Genomic DNA, 17,248 nt, shown 5'->3' on the forward strand with positions numbered 1-17,248 from the left:
CATCCCAGCTTTTTTACATTGGTTTAATTAATGAAGACCATTTTTATTCTTATTGCTTTTTTGATAGAAAGCAGTCTTTGCATAGCTCAACCGGTGATCCCGGTGGAGAAACAAACTTTTGTTAACATTGGCAAAGCAGGATACTTTTGGCAGGACACGCTCGAAACAACATCTGTTGAAGAGGTAGCGCAATTTAAGCCAAAACGTTTTTCAAAAGGTAAATCAGCAATTTTTAACGGTGGCACCAGCGGTAAAGTATGGTGGATGAAGCTCCGTTTTAACAATAATAATCAAACCACTCCTTATCTGTTTATCGATTATGCAAACATCGATTCTATTACGGTATTTTATCACGATGAACGCGGGATGATAAACCAGATAAGCGCTGGCATGTTCAGCCTGAAACAAAATGATAACATTCTGGGTACCGGCTATGTATTCCCCTTAAAACAGGTAAAAACACCAATTGGCGAAGTGTACGTAAGGATGCGGGCGATGAATACTTTACTTGTACCCGTTAAACTTGTTACCGAATCGGTATTAAACCATGCTTTATTTAAAGCACATAGCGTGCAACCTATTTATATGGGTATTGCATTGATGATTCTCATTTTTCATGTTTTTATGTTCGTTGTTACACGGAGTAAACTCTTTGCGCTATATATAGCAAGGATCATTTTGCTTTATTTCATTGTAATGGTCTGTTATCTGCAAGGTTATAGCTTATTGCTTGGCCCTTCGATAGCCAGGTTTATTTTAGTGCACGCCCACTTTTTTATTGCGGCTGGTTACATTGCTACGATTTTGTTTAACAGTTATTTTTTAAAACTTAAACGCCAACTTCCGCAACTCAATAAATTCTTCAAAGTATTAATGTTTGGATGGGGTTTAATCCTAATCTGCTCTTTATGGGATGCCAGAAGCATCACCAATTTACTTACACATCTTTTATTTTTATTAACCTCATTACTTTTTCTGTTCAGTAGCGTTAAAGTGATTATCATCCGCGGCTATGCTAAAAAAAATCCTCTTATCTGGTGTTACGTACTGGGATGGATCCCCGTTGCCTTAGCTTCTATTTACCTTGTTTTTTGTTTATCTGAATTAATACCCTTTCAATCTTACAGTTATAATTTACTCACTTTAGCGGGAATAATTGAAGGAATACTCATCAGCCTCGGTCTTTATGGCCAACGATTAAGGTTATTGACGCGACATAATGCGCATTTTCGGAGGCAACGTATTATGCTTCAAGAACAGGTGGAGGGTTACCGTAAACAGCTCGATGCAAAAACAGAAAAACCTGTTGAACATTTTTCTTTAAAAGCACTTATTGAACTTGCACACGCCAGAGACCCTTCATTTATGAAACGGTTTAGTGAGGCTGAATCTACCTTTATCGAAAGATTACTTCAGATTTCGCCACAACTACTACCGGCTGAATTAACGCTTTGTGCTTACATCATGTTAAATTTTGATACTAAAGAAATTGCCCGAACCTGCAAACTTAGTGTACGTGCTGTAGAAAGCCGCAAATATAGAATTCGTAAAAAACTGGGGATAGATGGCGAAATGAATATGCATGCCTGGATGTTAGATCTCACCAAATCGTCCTAAATAATATACGAAAATAACTTACTTTTTCTTCGCCTTTATTTCAAAACTAAACTAGCACAAACCAGTTAACATACTTTATTACAACAACTTGAATACCTGTGCGTAGAAATGCGTATTGCGAAGATCCACATGCCGCACCCTCTTTGCATATAGCTGTATAGAGTACAAGCGGTGCGATACCGTTTTTTTAACAATCAGGCTTAATGCATTTTGTCTGTATTGTACTCATATTTTAACCATGTCGACAGAAACGGTCTTTTCCGGGATGATTTGTTACACGCCTGGCGGCATGGTTTATTTAAAACGCTAATTCATCAAAAACTATATATAATGAACCGAATACCAATTACATTTTATTTTACTACCTGAAATCCAAATATTTAAAGTTTGTGCGTATTAATGCGTAGACAAAAATTTTGATAATCTTTAAACGCTCTATTTCTTTGTCCCTGTTCCCTTAACGAAAACTTTTAAAAATAAAATGCTGTGCCGCAGGAGGTTTAGACAGGGGACGGTTTAGTCTTCCGCACAAACAGCATCTGGAACCAACCATGAAACCGAATAACACCCCTACTAAAATTATCGAGAGCATCCAAGAATTTTACAACGGCCGAGATCCTGAAGAAATTTATAATGCATTAGCAATTGACAAAAACTGTTTTGAAAGCTGGATTAGAGATTTTGGGGGCATAGCCAATGAGCTTTTGGAGCTACGAGATGAAAACGATAGCCTAAGAACGATGTTTACCAATTTAAGCCTGGTAAACCAGAGCCTGCGCAATTCTCTTGATAGCCTCACCAGAACAGACTCGAAAATATTTGAGTTATTGCTTAAAAAGCGAGGTACTGGTAATCTTAGCTTTCCTTAATTCATAAACCAAAGAAATGTTCTCTTTATCCCAACCGAAAATATTAATTATTGAAGATCACCCTGCAACACTTGATGCCATAAGGATGATCTTCGAATTTGAAGGATACATTACGATGAATCTTTCCAGTACGATGGATTTACATGCCAAAGTAGCTTCGTTCCAACCTGATGTTATTGTAATAGATATCTTGCTTGGTCTGACCGATGGAAGGGCAATATGTACAGAACTAAAACTATCCATTCATGGATCCATTCCTATCCTGCTCATGTCATCAAGAAATGGCATACATGACAGTGTTTACTACAAAACGCATTGGGATGATTACATAGAAAAACCATTTGACATGGAAATCATTATTCAAAGGGTTGGTATGCTTTTATCAAAAAAAGCCCAACAAGATTAGTGATTTATGCTCAACCAAAAAGATCGCTGCTCAGGTAGCGGTCTCCCCGATCACAGGCGATAAAAACAATGGTTCCTTTATCTAGTTCACCAGCAAGTTTCAAAGCAGCTGCGCAGGCACCACCAGAGCTCATGCCTGCAAACAAACCTTCTTCTTTAGCCATTCTTCTCGACATTAAGGTTGCTTCTTCCTGCGCAATATCCATTACCCGATCTACCCGTAGCGGATCGAATATTTTTGGTAAATATTCTTCAGGCCAACGCCTGATACCTGGAATAGAAGAACCCTCAGTAGGTTGACAGCCTACAATCTGAATATTATGATCTTTTTCCTTAAAAAATCGGGAGCAGCCCATAATGGTCCCCGTTGTTCCCATAGAACTTACAAAATGCGTAATCTGCCCTTCTGTATCTCTCCATATTTCGGGTCCGGTTGTTTTATAATGGGCCATGTAATTATCAGGGTTTGCAAATTGATTTAATAAAAAATATCCCTTTGAAACGCCTTTTTCTTCTGCATAATCCCTGCATTCTTCTATACTTTCTAATAAGGTTACTTTTGCACCAAAGGCCTCCATCGTTACCTTACGTTCGCGCGTAGAATTGGCTGGCATAACCAGTTCAATTTCCAAGTTATATAAACTTGCAATCATAGCCAATGCAATTCCGGTGTTACCACTTGTGGCCTCTACCAGTTTAGTTCCAGGAGTTATATCGCCACGTTCTATCGCACTTCTGATCATATTAAGCGACGCTCTATCTTTAACACTCCCCCCAGGATTGTTTCCTTCTAATTTGGCAAATACCCTTACCGCCGGGTTAATATTCAGCTTTTGAAGTTCAGCCATTGGCGTATTTCCAATCAGATCGATTATTCCTGCCATATTTTAATATATTAATTGGTTTCTTTATGGTTTCTAATGGTAATTATTGGAGAATGATAAGCCGTAGAAAAAGCTGGGATACTTTCAGTAAGCCATACGTTCCCCCCGATAATGCTATCGTGCCCAATGGTGGTTTCACCGCCCAGTATGGTTGCCCCAGAATAGATTACTACCCTATCTTCTACTGTTGGGTGGCGTTTGCTGCCCGCTAATGTTTTTTTAACACTCAAAGCGCCAAGTGTTACCCCTTGATAAAGTTTCACATAACGGCCTATTGTACTGGTTTCGCCAATAACAATCCCAGTTCCATGATCGATATGGAAGTATTCGCCAATACTGGCTGCCGGATGGATATCAATGCCGGTTTTAGAATGGGCATATTCGGTAAGAATTCTCGGAACCAGTGGTATACCGAAATTATAAAGCATATGGGCAATTCTGTAGAAACAAATGGCATAAAAACCGGGATAAGTTCTGATTACCTCAAACCTGCTCTGTGCAGCCGGATCGCCTTCATAAATGGCTACTATATCGGTGTTCAATACACGGTAAAGTTCTGGCAGTTCTTCAAAAAACTGACCTGCTGCATTTTTACATTCGCTATTTTTAAGCTTACAACTCGCCGATATGATATCATAAAGTTCAAGCTCCAAAACAGCAACATATTCCTTTACATCTATAATTGTTGAAAATACTTTAGGAGAATTTTCAGGAAAAAGCACTTGAATTAGCTTTTCTGCCCAAAGGGATATTACTTCATTGGGTGGAATATTTGGTTGTTCAAGAGGGTTCTTAATAATTTGTTCAAAAAAATGGTCTTCCATAACTGGTGGTAATACCTGCCCGATCTGCTCATCGACTAGGTATATAGATTTAATCGCTAAATGTAAGTTTTGTTTTTTTAAACCAAAACAACTGATGCATTTTTATGATAAAAATTGCTCGGTAATAACAATAAAATTCAGGAGTATAGCTTTTAGAAAGAATTATCAATAAAATCAAGCCTTAGGAGGTAAAGCTGAAAACACAATAGCAACCAAGCTTATTTATTTTTTAGGCCAGCTGGCTATCGGTTTAGCAGAAAATTTCTTTTGTGATGGTTTTGCGGCATCTAGAAAAACTGATATGGCTTGTTCGCTATCAGCTTTGAGCCTTACTTCGAATCCTATAATAGAAGTCCCCGGATTTTTAGCATCATAATCGGTTCCCGGATCTGTTGACCAGGTTTTCATTTTAATTTCGCTTTTGGTATCTACAAAGAGATAACATTTTTTGTTTTTATAACTTAATTCGACGGTATGCTTATCAATAATGTGTACCGTAGCAGGTGTAACCATCGACCACCGAAGGGTTACATCGTTGTTTCCTACGGTTATTTCATCGCGGATCTGCACCGTTTTTTTATTGATCAAAGCCACTCCTCTAATTGATTTTTTTAGTTTATCAGCATATAAGCTGCTCAGATCGGCAACAGCATTCATAAACAGGCTGTTATCAGCGCTACTGATGAAAGCAGCATTGCCCTTAACAAGCTGAAAAGTACTATCAATTGAAAGGGTATTGTGTGCGAGATTATTGTAGCGGAATATTTTCCAGCGCTCTGCATTTTGTTTACTGTCCCACAGGTTAATGCCCTTCGATTCGAGCGATTCGTATTCCTGCATTCCAAAATCCATAGCCCAACGCAGCCCTTGCGATTCCACGATGAAAGCGCCTACATCCATATGACCATGGCTAACACCGGGTGAGCCACCTTTAAAGCCCACGTAAGTAGCCAGCGGATCTGTCCATGAACTCCGCATCAAAGCAACGGGGTTAGGGCCATTTCCGATCCAAAAGTGTGCAGTTTTAGGCTGAATGTTATTAAGCGATAGTTTTGCTCCCCACAACATTGCCGATGGCAGTAACCTATTCTCTAATGGCATTTGCTCATCGAGCTGTTTTTTAGTTACCCAAAGCAAACCAGGATCATTCAGTTTCGATGCAAACCAAAAAAGTGCGGGATTAAATTCTGCCACCGCCCTGCTATCCGAATAATTAAAAGGTTTGCCCGAAGGAGCTGTCATATTAACCAGATAATCAGCTGTTTTAAGGAAACCTGGCTGAGCACTTAAATTAAAATCATGATGAAAAACCCCATCCAAAGCACTGATTAACATCACATTAAAAGAAGTGCCGTATTCCCAATATCCATAACCTTCCGGATAAGCACCATCGGGAGCATATTGTTGCATGGGTAGGATTACACTTTTTATTGCCCGGTTAATCAGTTTAGCAGACAAGGCCGGATGCTCTTCAAAAGTAGCTATTGCACCAAACGAGATGCCCGCATTACAAACCTGATTCCAGTTATTGGTAACATTTAACCAGTTATTGTATTTATTATTTGTTGAAGGCTGTATTCCCTTTTCGAGAATGGCAAGGGCAACTATACTTCTGGTTGATTGGGGTAAATCCTGATATAACCAATCATATCCTATTGATAAAGCCATTGTCATTTCACCAACATCAAGAAAATGACTTGGATTCCAATCTTTAAAACCAGAAACTGCCAACATTTCTTTTTCTGCTCTGGCTACATACTTTTTATCATGGTTAAGCCTAAAAGCATAAGAGAGGTAATAAATCCTTTTAAGTGCCTCTCTAGATACATCAAGCAAACGTTTACCGATCATCACCCGCTCTAATACGGGTTTATTTAAAACATGATCTGCTTCTGATAGTATGGCTTGGTGGATTTGTTTAAACTTCGCATCGCGCTTTACATTTTTTAAGATCTGTTCTTCAAGCTCATGGCTTATCAATAACCTTGGATGCGAAGGCATCTTAAAAGTCGAATCAATTTCCTTGTTCTGCCCTACTGCAAACGTTGAGCAAAACAAGGTTATGATGGTACATATAATTGTGATAAGCTTATTTTTTTTCATGGGCTATGGATCACCATTCTCAAATTTTATATGAGGAACTATTTCTTTTGTTCAGATAAAAAAGAAACTAACGAAGCCAGTTCTTCATATGACAATGAATTGGCCAAACCTTCTGGCATCATCGAAGTTTCCATTTCTTTCCTCGACAGGATATCGCCGGCCTTAATGGTAAAAACCTCTCCCGCAATATTACGAACCACCACTTTGGCAGCTGTTTCTTCTGTAATGAAGCCCATATAGGTACGGTCGCCCTTGGCAGTAATCATTACCGAAGCAAATCCCTGAGAAATGGAAGCATTAGGTTTTAATATCGATTCTGCAATCTGCTCACGGTTCATAATAGAGCCAATCTGTCCCATAAAAGGACCTTTCATTTTCTCACTTTTACTTAAACTATGGCAGGCTACACAACCCTGACTATTGAAAATATTTTTTCCTTTCAACGGATTGCCCTGTAACTTATTGATAGCCAACAGTACATCTTCGATAGATGATTTGCCCACCTGGCCTTTTTTATTTTTGATTTTATCCAGATCAATTTTTGGTTCTTCCGCTGCCGCTACTTTTTCTTCTTCGGCAAATTCAGGGATATCCATCCTTTGACGCGCATTTAAATCAACAAAAAATTGTTTTCCCTGTGCTCCGGCTTTCGTAGCCTCTTCTTTCAGGAATTTTTCGATAATAGGAGAACCTTCCCATGAAACTGCTTTAAAATATGGGCCATGTGAATCGGGACGTGTACCCCACCACCAAGAAGCATCGTAGACAGTTTCTTTTTTATACAAACGGCCCAAGGTAACCAGGATCTGCTGTTTTAATTTTTCATCTGTCGATTGTTTGTAGTTTTCGATCAGCCCGTTAACCGCTTTTTCGGTATGTATATAACGTAATGCCCAAAGCGCAAGGGTAGAATTTTCAGTTTTAACTGCAGCAAGCAAAGCATCTACCGCCTGAAGATCAACTAAAGCCCTCACAGCTAAGTGAGGCAAAATAATGGCTGAATTTGGTGTTGCATGAGGACCTTCAGTACCTTTGGCAGGTGCTGTAAATGAAGCAGGCACCTTTGTTTGTAAAAGCACATTGGCAACTTCTGCCCTGCCCAAACGGTTTAAACCAATTATCGAAGCAGCCTGAACACGAAGAGAAGGATCCTTTAAACCTTCTAAGAATGGCTCAACTGGTACTTTGTCTATATTGGCTTTACGATCTGCAAGTGCTTTTAAGGCAAATTCCTTAACTGCTTTATCTTTAGTAAATTCAACTAAAGTTGCAATACCGTTTTCTTTGGTGAGTTGTGCATAGGTATAAATACCGGCTATACGGATATCAAGCGCTAAACTTTGATCGGAAGCCACTTTTAAGGCCGTTGCAATAGCTTGTTTATTGTTGCGCAAAACCAATTCCTGCGAAGCGGTTAAACGGCCTACTGCACTATTCGATTTAAGCAGTTCGGTTAGTTTTTTAATTGAAGCTTTTTTAACATCAGGAAAAGCTTTGTATGTCCAGTTGTTTGGCACTGCACGAACAATATAGCCTTTATTAGGGCTGCCAGAATAACCAGCGCCATCCCAAGCCGATAGATAAAGTCTTCCTGAACCGTCTACATCAAGGTCGGTAATCTGAGGAAGTTTAATAAACTCTTCATCTTTCTGCGTAAAGGTTGGCCCATCAGTGGTAACTCTATGAATATAAAGCATGCTTCTGCCCCAATCGGCCATCATTGGTACATGGTTATATTGTTCAGGCCAGTTTGGTTCATCCATAAATAATGCACCGGTACCCGATCCTCCACCTAAATCTGCAAGTGCAGGAATAATTTCATCGGTAAAATTCTGAAATAACACAGGGTAACCATATTCTCCAGATTGTATGTGGTGCGAGAAACGAACGTTCCATCCACCGCCATCATTGGTATTTTCTCTGGTAAAAACGTTCATGTAAGGATCGATAGCAACATCATAAACATTACGTGTACCATGTGTATATACTTCCATTTCAGTTCCATCAGGACGAACACGCATAATTCCACCACCTAACATGGTTAGTTTTTTACCTGAACGATCTACCGCATCATGGAATCCAAAATCTCCAACGGAAATGTAAATCCATCCATCAATTCCCATTCTGATTCCGTTAGTAGCATGGTCGGTACCACGTTCACGGATATATTTCGCATTACTGATATGCTCTATAAGCGGTTTTTCAGGTCCATCGGCTTTTCCATCGCCATCTTTATCTTCGAAAACAACTAAATTCATGCCCGTAGCCTGTTTTGTTTCTTTAGAAAAAGTGGTATGTAATACATAAACCTGGCTGCCTTGAACAATAATACCGCGTGGATTATCCACTTCGGCAAAATCTACATGTTCGTCCATTTTGCCATCGTTATCCTTATCTATCAATTTAAGAATATGGCCTTTACCCGGATCTTTACCTAAAGAGCCGATCATATCAACACCAACGTATACTTCTCCGGTTGGTGCTACGGCTAAACAGGCTGGACTGGGTGTGACATCTGGCCCAGCGAAATTGGTTATCGTTAATTCGGGGGGTGATACGCGTTGTATTTTTGGTTCGCTAAAGAAGTTTCTTAATCCAAAAAAAACTAGTGTAAAAGAAATTAAGCTTAAAGAAAATTTAATCATTTGTGTGTGTTATTGGTTTCTTGGTGGTTGTGCCGTGTAAACTTACAAAAAAATATAAATTCTCTTGTGCCACAATTTTGTGCATTTCAAGTTAATTCTTAACCATTTGACACTTTTACTTACTGGCCGCTAAACTTATTTACTTCATTTTAAAGTAAAACAACTTCACAGACGTTATCCTGATAAAGATCGGCATTAATTAAAGCAACAATTCAGACTAATTACTATGGACAACTAAATAAGCTTTAAACTGCTATAATTATGCATAACTACAAGTAAAACACAAATTAAATGAAGAAAAAACACCTTATAAATAAGATAAAAAACCGATTTCACCAGAATCAGGTAAATTATTTCGTAAAATACTTGCTCCAAAGGAGATATTTTATTATATTTACTAAATCCAACATTCATTAAATCAGTACGTTATGAAAAATATTCTTTATTTCTTCCTGACTGCCCTGATCTCCTCCATTGCGCTGTTAATTACCAGGGATTCATTTGAACCCGAATTGGTTTATAGCACAGTGGTATTAATATGGAGTTTTTACATTTGGTACCATATTTATGCTGCTAGTAAGAGGAACTACAGTGAGTAGTCTGTATCTTAATTAAATTGAATTCTCCGATTGAATATAGTCTGGAGCTAAAATATTAGTGTCCAATATTTTATCCTTACTTTTTGCTTTCACCTCATTATTAATTTGTTGATACAACCATTGTCTGTAAATTAATTTACTTTCTTGTTAAGAAAGTTGTAATTATTTAAGATGATTGCCAGATGCTTCACGGTTAATTTATTATCTTCGCCGAAAACTAAAACACAGTAGTTTACGTTTATAACAAAGCTTGGCCAATTGGCCAGGTTATACATAAAGCTTAATGAACTTGGAGTTATCGACCTCGTACATGGGGTAGATTAGCGCACAGGATCATGAAATCAAAAGCAAAATTCCCATGTTTAGCAGGGAATACATTTTACTCGGAAGTTCGCCGCAGAGTAAACAACGACTTTAAAGAAAACAATAGAAGTATCAATGCCAATGTGCTGATGTGGTTTAAAGCCTTTCTTTTCCTTACTATATTTCTGGCACTTTACTTTTGCATACTCCTTTTAAACGTGCAGAGCACTATACTTTTGGGACTTACCGTTTTACTTGGTGCAACTTGTGCATTTATTGGTTTTAATATCTGCCACGATGCCATTCACGGTTCGTTTTCGAGTTCTAAACGCATCAATTCTTTTTTCAGTTTTCTTTTTAATATGGTTGGCGCCAATCCGTATGTGTGGAACATTACCCACAATGTGGTACACCATACCTATACCAATATACCGGGCCATGACGAAGATATAGAAGTGGCACCAGGCCTTATACGCATCTGTACAGAAGATGAATTAAAACCACACCAGCGTTTCCAGCAATGGTATGCTTTCCCTTTATACAGCCTGGCTTCGCTTTCCTGGGTGTTTCGTAAAGATTATAAAAAGTTTTTTCAAAAAAGTGTAGGTGCCTGCCAGAACAAGCATCCGAAGGTTGAATACTTTAACCTCTTTTTCTATAAGTTTCTGTACTATTTTATTTTTATTGGTTTACCGATACTGGTTATGCCGCTTGCCTGGTGGCAGATTGCAATAGGTTTTGTGGTGTTACATATGGCTCAGGGCTTAACTATGGGATTGGTTTTCCAACTTGCTCATGTGGTAGAAGGAACCACTTTCCCAATAACCAATGCAGAAGGCAATATGGAAGAAGCCTGGGCCGAGCACCAAATGCGTACTACAGCTAATTTTGCAACTCAATCGCCTATATCAGCATTTTTTCTTGGTGGATTGAACCGACAGATAGAACACCATCTTTTCCCTAAAATATGTCATGTGCATTATGGACGGATCTCCACAATTGTAAAACAAACTGCGTTAGAATTTGGATTGCCTTACCATGAAAACACTACCTTCTTATCGGCACTTCGCTCCCACTACCGCATCCTAAAAAAAATGGGGCAACCGGAAACAATTTAGCAGCTATTAAGTTAAGGGCGATAATTCAAACTTAATATTCTTGTTGCCTTAATGGTAAAACTCTTAAATCCCATTTATTTCATCATTAAGAAGTTTAGGGCATTAAGTTTTGAGCGCCTGTAAAATTGAGCGATGCGCATGAACAAATGACCAATTAACTAATGACTAATGAACCAATAAACCAACACCTAATAACATAAACTTAACATACAATACATTCCTTCAACAGGCAGATCTTTTTATCTTTAACCATATGTACTGGTACGAAGAAGAAGTTAAACAATTGGAAAGGGCACATCGCTTAGATCGGGAGCATCCTGGTATTATTTTCTATGGCAGTTCATCTATCCGATTATGGAATAGTCTCGAAGATGATTTTGATGACATGAAAGTAACCAATTTAGGCTTTGGCGGCTCTACGTTAGCAGCATGTGTATGGTTTTTTGAGCGGATTATGATGGACTACAGACCAAAGGCGCTTGTGGTATATGCAGGCGATAACGATCTTGGCGATGGCAGAAACCCTGAGGAGATATTTATCTTTTTCCAGCAGCTCATGGTTAAAGTTAACCAACGGTTTGGCATATTGCCCTGTTATTTTATATCGCTAAAACCCAGTCTCACCCGCTGGCAAATGGCCGATCAGTTTAGATATACCAATAACCTTATCGAAAGCGAAATCATTAAACTCAATAGCAATTGGAAATTTATTGATGTATTTAAGAAAATGCTCAACAAAGAAGGCAACCCAGACCCTGCACTTTACGATCACGATGGATTGCATCTGAGTGAAGAAGGTTATCGTTTATGGGCAGCTACTGTTAAAGAGAAATTAGGTTAATCATTACGCTTAATTAATATCCCGATAACATACATGCCTTAATTTTCCGCAAAAGAATTGAAGTCAATGAACAGGGAATATCATAGATGGTTCAGCAGTAATCTTCAACGGGATATGGAACTATTGGTTTTCGGCCATGCCGGAAGAGCAGTTATCTTTTTCCCCACCCGTATGGCCAGGTTTTACGATTACGAAAACTGGGGAATTATAGCTTCATTAAGTACACAGATTGAAAATGGTGAACTCCAAATTTTCTGCGTGGATAGTATAGATGGAGAAAGCTTTTATAACGATGAGGTATTTCCATCTGTACGCATAGACCGGCATTTACAATATGAAAAATATCTCCTCGAAGAAGTATTATCGCTTATCTATCAGAAAAATGATGGCGATTACATAGAAACAGCAGGCTGTAGTATGGGCGCTTACCATGCGATAAACCTGGCCATGAAATATCCCTGGTTATTTAAAAAAGCCGTCGGTATAAGTGGTAGATATGACCTTACAGACAATATCGGCGATTTTAGAGACCTATTGAATGGGTTTCACGACGAAAAGGTTTATTTTAATATGCCAGCACAGTATATTGCTAACCTAAACGATGATCGATTGCTGTCGGCAGTTAGAAATATGGAAATTATTCTTGCTGTGGGCGAAACTGATCCGTTTTTGAGTGGAAATCAACATCTAAGCAGCCTGTTATGGGAGAAAGGTATCCCCAATCAGTTTCATACCTGGGAAAGCAACGCGCACCGCCCCCATTACTGGCGAAAAATGGCGCCTATGTACATTTAATTATTACATAAGCGCCTCATCTTATTTTACTGCTAAATTAAAATATTGTTTAATGTGGATGGTATCTAAAGGTATTTTAGATTTTTCGGCTGCTACAACAATATGAGCATCCAGCAACCATCTTTCGCCTGAATTATTAGCGTTAGTCAATTTAATTCCTTTAACTGTACCCGCAATTGGAGTTAAGTTGAAATAATCACATGAAGGGCAAGAAAACAGATGTTTTACCTTTCCAGCCAGAATATCAGCATCCGTTAATAAAAATTTATCACCTTGCATAGGCGCCTGAATATATACCCGTGTGGTGCTGAAGCTATTACTCCTCGTGGCCAGAAAAATCCGGTATTGGCCAGTGGTAAGTGCCATCTGCTGATCGGCCATTGCTGCATAATTTACATACTCAAACAGGCAGCTTCCTTCTGTACAAGGCGTTAGATTCTGTGCATCAATAGTAAAATCCATTGGGTTATCCGTTTTCTTTTTGCATGCACTCAGGATGGTTAATATCATCAACAAGCCGGCGGTTAATTTAAAAGCGTTTTTCATAATTTAATTTTCTATGAATACGGTAGAAATTGAGGATATGCTACAATTCGAACATTATTTTTTTATTAAATAAATAAACAAGAAAAAAATACTATTTAAACACAAAGGGATTAATTTAGGCAAAAAACTGACTGTTCAAAAGACTTTATTTAACATTGGTTGAACAAGAAAATATTAAGTTTGCACGTAAACAGATTAAATCTACAAAAACATGAAACAAGGATTATTAATAGATATGGATGGGGTGATTTATAGCGGGGAAGAATTGATATTTGGTGCTGATAAATTCATTAAAAACTTAATTGATGAAGATATTCCTTTTGCATTTATGACCAACAATAGCCAGAGAACAGCTTTGGAGGTGGTACGTAAACTTAAAGGATTAGGTATAAAGGTAGAAGAAAGCCATGTATACACCAGTGCGATGGCTACAGGTAAATTCCTTTCCGACCAAAGCCCAAATGGTACCGCTTATGTATTGGGAGAAGGTGGTTTATTAAGCAGTTTACACGATCATGGTATTACTTTGGTAAACACCGATCCAGAATTTGTGGTACTGGGAGAAGGTAGAAACTTTACGCTCGAAATGGTGCAGCGTGCTGTTGATATGATTCTTGCAGGCGCTAAATTTATCACGACCAACAGAGATCCATCGCCAAAAAAACCAGGATGGAATAATTTAGGCATTGCCGCAACCACGGCCATGATTGAGGAAGCAACCGGCAGAAAAGCGTTTGTTACAGGCAAACCAAGTCCGGTGATGATGCGCTCGGCACGTAAATTTTTAGGATTAGAAACCAGCGAAACTACAGTTATTGGCGATACCATGGAAACGGATATACAAGGAGGTGTACAAATGGGCTATAAAACCATTCTGGTACTTTCGGGCATCTCAAGCAAAGATACTTTAGGGCATTATGCTTTTAAACCCGATATGATTGCAAGCTCCGTTGATGAGATTAAGTTTCCTTTGGCCTGGTGGGAAGGTAAGTAATTTGATTTTCGAACTTAAACGTGCCGCCAGATGTTACCATCTGGCAGTGAGAACCATTTAGAAACTGGAATAAAGGATCAAACAAAGTGTCAGATAGAAATATCTGACACCATATGATCTGTCTCCTTTTCAGACATGAAAGCGACTAATGAACAAGGGAACTAATAAGCCAAGTCTAGTTATAATAGCGACCTCCTTTTCATATTTTTCTTAGCGCAGCTGCGTTACTTTATTCTATAAACTGTAAATAAGGGAGCTGAGTTGAGATATATAGGCTTAAAAAAACTCAACCGATAATCAGTTGTAAATACAACAGGTGCACCCTCAAGCTGAGCAGCCGTACCAATAGGTTTAAACAATTTTAATGAAGCCGAATCATTTACAATATGCTCATGCACTTGGGCTTCAGATCTTTTATCATCAGTAAATTTATTCGCTTTGGTTAAAAGCCCAACTGCCGGTATAACCATTAAAAGCGCTACGCAAGAAATCAGTCTCATATCATTATGCTTAAATTATCCTATTATTGGTTAGGGTCTTTTAACAAAGATGAACCGATGTTATTAGTAAGATAGTTAGCTAGCGTTATGAAATTGTTAAAGTTACGATGCAGTTTTAATTCAATATTAAATCTATCAGGCCAATGGCGCATTTTATGTTACTGCACTCGCGTTTTATATTACCGCACCCGCGATTTATATTACCGTACCCGCGATTTATATTATTGCACCTGTGATTTATATTACCGCACCCGCGATTTATATTATTGCACCTGTGATTTATATTACCGCACCCGCGACTTACATTATTGCACCTGTGATTTATATTAAGATATGGGGCTTAAGGATTGTTTGATTTGATAATTATGATATGGATGTATTACCATTAGGTTAAAATTAAGATTGCGTAGAAACATCCATCGCTACGCAATCATTAACTAACCAAATAAATGTATTTACCAGGCGCAACATCAGATAACCAGTCTAATGCACGATTAGTATAGAAGGTAAAATTCGGGCACTAATCAACCTATTCATTACCATGTCGTTTACATTTAAATCTTAAATCAAAACCGGTTATAGACTTTCGGCTAATGCCTCCATTTATCGTGAAGCTCGGTTTGATCGCTAACAACAGCATAGTTTGCTTAAACCTTTGGAGTAAAAATTTAACGAGAGGCCAATCTGACTACATTTTTGCATCCATTAACTTTGCTGCTTTTGCTTTTGGCGCCACCAGTTTCATTTTAATTACAAATGCTTTGTTGGGTTGAAAATCTTTTGGCAATATTACATCGTAATAGGTATTTTTATCCAAATCCAAACCAAGGTCTGCTTGTTTTAAGGCTAAATTCTTACTGTTCACTAAAAGTGCAGCTGTACCTGGAACCTGTTTGGCATTTTTAGGCACCGCAATGCGCACAATACCATTTACGGGTTGGTTAAAAACAGTTAAATAAAGATTATCATCTTTTTGAGTAAAGTAGCCTAATTTAGAAGGACTTAATGCAGCGTGGCGCACCCCATATACCGCCTCGGCATTTATTTTTATCCATTCGCCAATTTCCTTTGCAATTTTATCCTCTTCGGGATGCATATTTCCATTGCCATCGGGCCCAAAGTTTAGTACAAAATTGCCATTCATTGATACCGAACGCATCAGCATATCCAATAAATCGTCGGTGGTTTTGGTATAAATCCCCGACCAATCTTTCATATATCCCCAACCGTTTGGCGGGATAGTCATTACCGCATCCCAATCGTTACCGTTTAACCACTCAAATTCTACAGGCAACTTACGCTCCCAGCCTTGTTCGTAATCTCCTAAAATATTACCATTCGAATCGAAATGTCTTGAGCCATGTTCATCGTTACGGAAACGCGAGCCGATAATTAATCCAGGATGTTTTTCCCGGAGTTCTTTTTCTAAATTGTAGGTAAATTCGTAAGCACTTTTCCACGAGGCATCCCAGGTACCATCAAACCAGAAACCTTTAATTTTCGGATAGTTATCCAATTGCTCTAAAAGCTGGTTTCGGGTATAAGCTAAAAATTTACCGAATTTTTCTTTCTCTTCGTCTGTTTTTGGAGCTTTCCCCATATAATTTGGGTTATTCCATTCTAAAATCGAGAAATAGAGATATACATCAATACCTTCGGCGGTATAAGCATCTACAATCTGTTTTACAATATCTTTTTTATACGGCGATGCAGAAACATTATAATCAGAATATTTGGTTGGCCAAAGTGCAAAGCCATCATGATGTTTGGTGGTAAAAATCACATATTTCGCGCCCATATCCTTAGCTTGTTTAGCCCAGCGTTTGGCATCGAAGTTTTTCGGGTTAAACTGTTTGTACAGATTATCGTAAGTTTTGGCCCAATCTTTTGGTGCTGTAGGCCCGCCCCAAGAGCGGATCCATTCTGATGCTGCTGCACCTCCCCTTGCACTTACCCCATTCCATTCGTTACCCGCGATAGAATAAATTCCCCAATGGATAAACTGCCCTAAACCATAACTGCGAAAGGCTTCCATGTCAGCATCGGTACGGTGTGGCGGTGTTAGGGTTCCGTATTTAACTTCAACTTCTTTTGTAGGTTTGCTCTTCGGCCCTGTCCACTGCGCATCTGCAGGGTGTTCTACAACTATAACAGCAAGGGTAACCAAGGCAAACTTTAATATATTCTTCATATTCAAATTTTATT

At 38.5% G+C, this 17,248-nt stretch carries 15 protein-coding genes; 8 read left to right on the top strand and 7 right to left on the bottom strand.

All coding sequences use genetic code 11. The features are described from left to right. The first annotated feature begins 30 nt into the window (after window positions 1–30). The 3 genes from LQ201_RS09540 to LQ201_RS09550 all read left to right on the top strand — a co-directional run bounded on the left by LQ201_RS09540 (window position 31) and on the right by LQ201_RS09550 (window position 2,892). The gene (locus tag LQ201_RS09540) at window positions 31–1,617 is read left to right on the top strand and encodes a 7TM diverse intracellular signaling domain-containing protein (RefSeq protein ID WP_230141749.1); all 1,587 of its coding nucleotides are present in this window, start codon (window positions 31–33) and stop codon (window positions 1,615–1,617) included. A 551-nt stretch (window positions 1,618–2,168) separates the two neighbouring features. Then, the gene (locus LQ201_RS09545; RefSeq protein ID WP_230141751.1) at window positions 2,169–2,486 is read left to right on the top strand and encodes a hypothetical protein; all 318 of its coding nucleotides are present in this window, start codon (window positions 2,169–2,171) and stop codon (window positions 2,484–2,486) included. A 16-nt stretch (window positions 2,487–2,502) separates the two neighbouring features. After that, entirely contained in the window at window positions 2,503–2,892 is a 390-nt protein-coding gene (locus tag LQ201_RS09550) for a response regulator transcription factor (protein ID WP_230141752.1), read from the top strand. A gap of 10 nt (window positions 2,893–2,902) precedes the next feature. Here LQ201_RS09550 and cysM read toward each other — a convergent pair whose 3' ends face one another. The 4 genes from cysM to LQ201_RS09570 form a co-directional block, all read right to left on the bottom strand. Beyond that, window positions 2,903–3,775, bottom strand: a complete 873-nt coding sequence (gene cysM / locus LQ201_RS09555) for a cysteine synthase CysM (RefSeq protein ID WP_230141760.1) — start codon at window positions 3,773–3,775, stop codon at window positions 2,903–2,905. 11 nt (window positions 3,776–3,786) lie between these two features. Further along, complete coding sequence (epsC, locus tag LQ201_RS09560; protein ID WP_230141762.1) at window positions 3,787–4,599, bottom strand: serine O-acetyltransferase EpsC; 813 nt, start codon at window positions 4,597–4,599, stop codon at window positions 3,787–3,789. A gap of 222 nt (window positions 4,600–4,821) precedes the next feature. Then, entirely contained in the window at window positions 4,822–6,702 is a 1,881-nt protein-coding gene (locus LQ201_RS09565) for a heparinase II/III family protein (RefSeq protein WP_230141765.1), read from the bottom strand. Window positions 6,703–6,740: 38 nt separating this feature from the next. After that, window positions 6,741–9,347 carry a c-type cytochrome gene (locus LQ201_RS09570; protein WP_230141766.1) on the bottom strand — a complete coding sequence of 869 codons (2,607 nt, stop codon included), beginning with the start codon at window positions 9,345–9,347 and terminating at the stop codon, window positions 6,741–6,743. A gap of 428 nt (window positions 9,348–9,775) precedes the next feature. Here LQ201_RS09570 and LQ201_RS09575 point away from each other — a divergent pair, with 428 nt between their 5' ends. The 4 genes from LQ201_RS09575 (at window position 9,776) to LQ201_RS09590 (ending at window position 13,003) form a co-directional block, all read left to right on the top strand. Continuing rightward, the gene (locus tag LQ201_RS09575; protein ID WP_230141769.1) at window positions 9,776–9,946 is read left to right on the top strand and encodes a hypothetical protein; all 171 of its coding nucleotides are present in this window, start codon (window positions 9,776–9,778) and stop codon (window positions 9,944–9,946) included. Between the two features lie 335 nt (window positions 9,947–10,281). Beyond that, window positions 10,282–11,367, top strand: coding sequence for an acyl-CoA desaturase (locus tag LQ201_RS09580; RefSeq protein ID WP_230141771.1), 1,086 nt, complete (start codon window positions 10,282–10,284; stop codon window positions 11,365–11,367). A gap of 253 nt (window positions 11,368–11,620) precedes the next feature. After that, window positions 11,621–12,208, top strand: coding sequence for a GDSL-type esterase/lipase family protein (locus tag LQ201_RS09585; protein WP_230141773.1), 588 nt, complete (start codon window positions 11,621–11,623; stop codon window positions 12,206–12,208). A gap of 66 nt (window positions 12,209–12,274) precedes the next feature. Continuing rightward, complete coding sequence (locus tag LQ201_RS09590; protein ID WP_230141775.1) at window positions 12,275–13,003, top strand: esterase family protein; 729 nt, start codon at window positions 12,275–12,277, stop codon at window positions 13,001–13,003. Window positions 13,004–13,024: 21 nt separating this feature from the next. Here the strand turns inward: LQ201_RS09590 and LQ201_RS09595 are convergent, their stop codons facing one another. Next, window positions 13,025–13,549, bottom strand: coding sequence for a hypothetical protein (locus tag LQ201_RS09595; RefSeq protein ID WP_230141784.1), 525 nt, complete (start codon window positions 13,547–13,549; stop codon window positions 13,025–13,027). A gap of 211 nt (window positions 13,550–13,760) precedes the next feature. Between LQ201_RS09595 and LQ201_RS09600 the strand changes: the two genes are divergently transcribed. Beyond that, window positions 13,761–14,543, top strand: a complete 783-nt coding sequence (locus tag LQ201_RS09600) for an HAD-IIA family hydrolase (protein WP_029280385.1) — start codon at window positions 13,761–13,763, stop codon at window positions 14,541–14,543. Window positions 14,544–14,767: 224 nt separating this feature from the next. Here LQ201_RS09600 and LQ201_RS09605 read toward each other — a convergent pair whose 3' ends face one another. Together LQ201_RS09605 and LQ201_RS09610 are read right to left on the bottom strand one after the other, a co-directional pair. After that, window positions 14,768–15,043, bottom strand: a complete 276-nt coding sequence (locus LQ201_RS09605) for a hypothetical protein (protein ID WP_230141786.1) — start codon at window positions 15,041–15,043, stop codon at window positions 14,768–14,770. A gap of 688 nt (window positions 15,044–15,731) precedes the next feature. Beyond that, window positions 15,732–17,234, bottom strand: a complete 1,503-nt coding sequence (locus LQ201_RS09610) for an alpha-L-fucosidase (RefSeq protein WP_230141787.1) — start codon at window positions 17,232–17,234, stop codon at window positions 15,732–15,734. Window positions 17,235–17,248: the final 14 nt, after the last annotated feature.

The organism is Pedobacter sp. Bi126, from assembly GCF_918698245.1.
Taxonomy (GTDB): domain Bacteria; phylum Bacteroidota; class Bacteroidia; order Sphingobacteriales; family Sphingobacteriaceae; genus Pedobacter.

Bases quoted from the DNA above. Each gene is read 5' to 3' on its own strand.
- LQ201_RS09610 (WP_230141787.1), bottom strand. From the start codon at position 17,234: ATGAAGAATATATTAAAGTTTGCCTTGGTTACCCTTGCTGTTATAGTT.
- LQ201_RS09595 (WP_230141784.1), bottom strand. From the start codon at position 13,549: ATGAAAAACGCTTTTAAATTAACCGCCGGCTTGTTGATGATATTAACC.
- LQ201_RS09565 (WP_230141765.1), bottom strand. From the start codon at position 6,702: ATGAAAAAAAATAAGCTTATCACAATTATATGTACCATCATAACCTTG.
- LQ201_RS09585 (WP_230141773.1), top strand. From the start codon at position 11,621: ATGTACTGGTACGAAGAAGAAGTTAAACAATTGGAAAGGGCACATCGC.
- LQ201_RS09575 (WP_230141769.1), top strand. From the start codon at position 9,776: ATGAAAAATATTCTTTATTTCTTCCTGACTGCCCTGATCTCCTCCATT.
- cysM (WP_230141760.1), bottom strand. From the start codon at position 3,775: ATGGCAGGAATAATCGATCTGATTGGAAATACGCCAATGGCTGAACTT.
- LQ201_RS09605 (WP_230141786.1), bottom strand. From the start codon at position 15,043: ATGAGACTGATTTCTTGCGTAGCGCTTTTAATGGTTATACCGGCAGTT.
- LQ201_RS09540 (WP_230141749.1), top strand. From the start codon at position 31: ATGAAGACCATTTTTATTCTTATTGCTTTTTTGATAGAAAGCAGTCTT.
- LQ201_RS09590 (WP_230141775.1), top strand. From the start codon at position 12,275: ATGAACAGGGAATATCATAGATGGTTCAGCAGTAATCTTCAACGGGAT.
- LQ201_RS09545 (WP_230141751.1), top strand. From the start codon at position 2,169: ATGAAACCGAATAACACCCCTACTAAAATTATCGAGAGCATCCAAGAA.
- LQ201_RS09580 (WP_230141771.1), top strand. From the start codon at position 10,282: ATGAAATCAAAAGCAAAATTCCCATGTTTAGCAGGGAATACATTTTAC.
- LQ201_RS09570 (WP_230141766.1), bottom strand. From the start codon at position 9,347: ATGATTAAATTTTCTTTAAGCTTAATTTCTTTTACACTAGTTTTTTTT.
- LQ201_RS09600 (WP_029280385.1), top strand. From the start codon at position 13,761: ATGAAACAAGGATTATTAATAGATATGGATGGGGTGATTTATAGCGGG.
- LQ201_RS09550 (WP_230141752.1), top strand. From the start codon at position 2,503: ATGTTCTCTTTATCCCAACCGAAAATATTAATTATTGAAGATCACCCT.
- epsC (WP_230141762.1), bottom strand. From the start codon at position 4,599: ATGGAAGACCATTTTTTTGAACAAATTATTAAGAACCCTCTTGAACAA.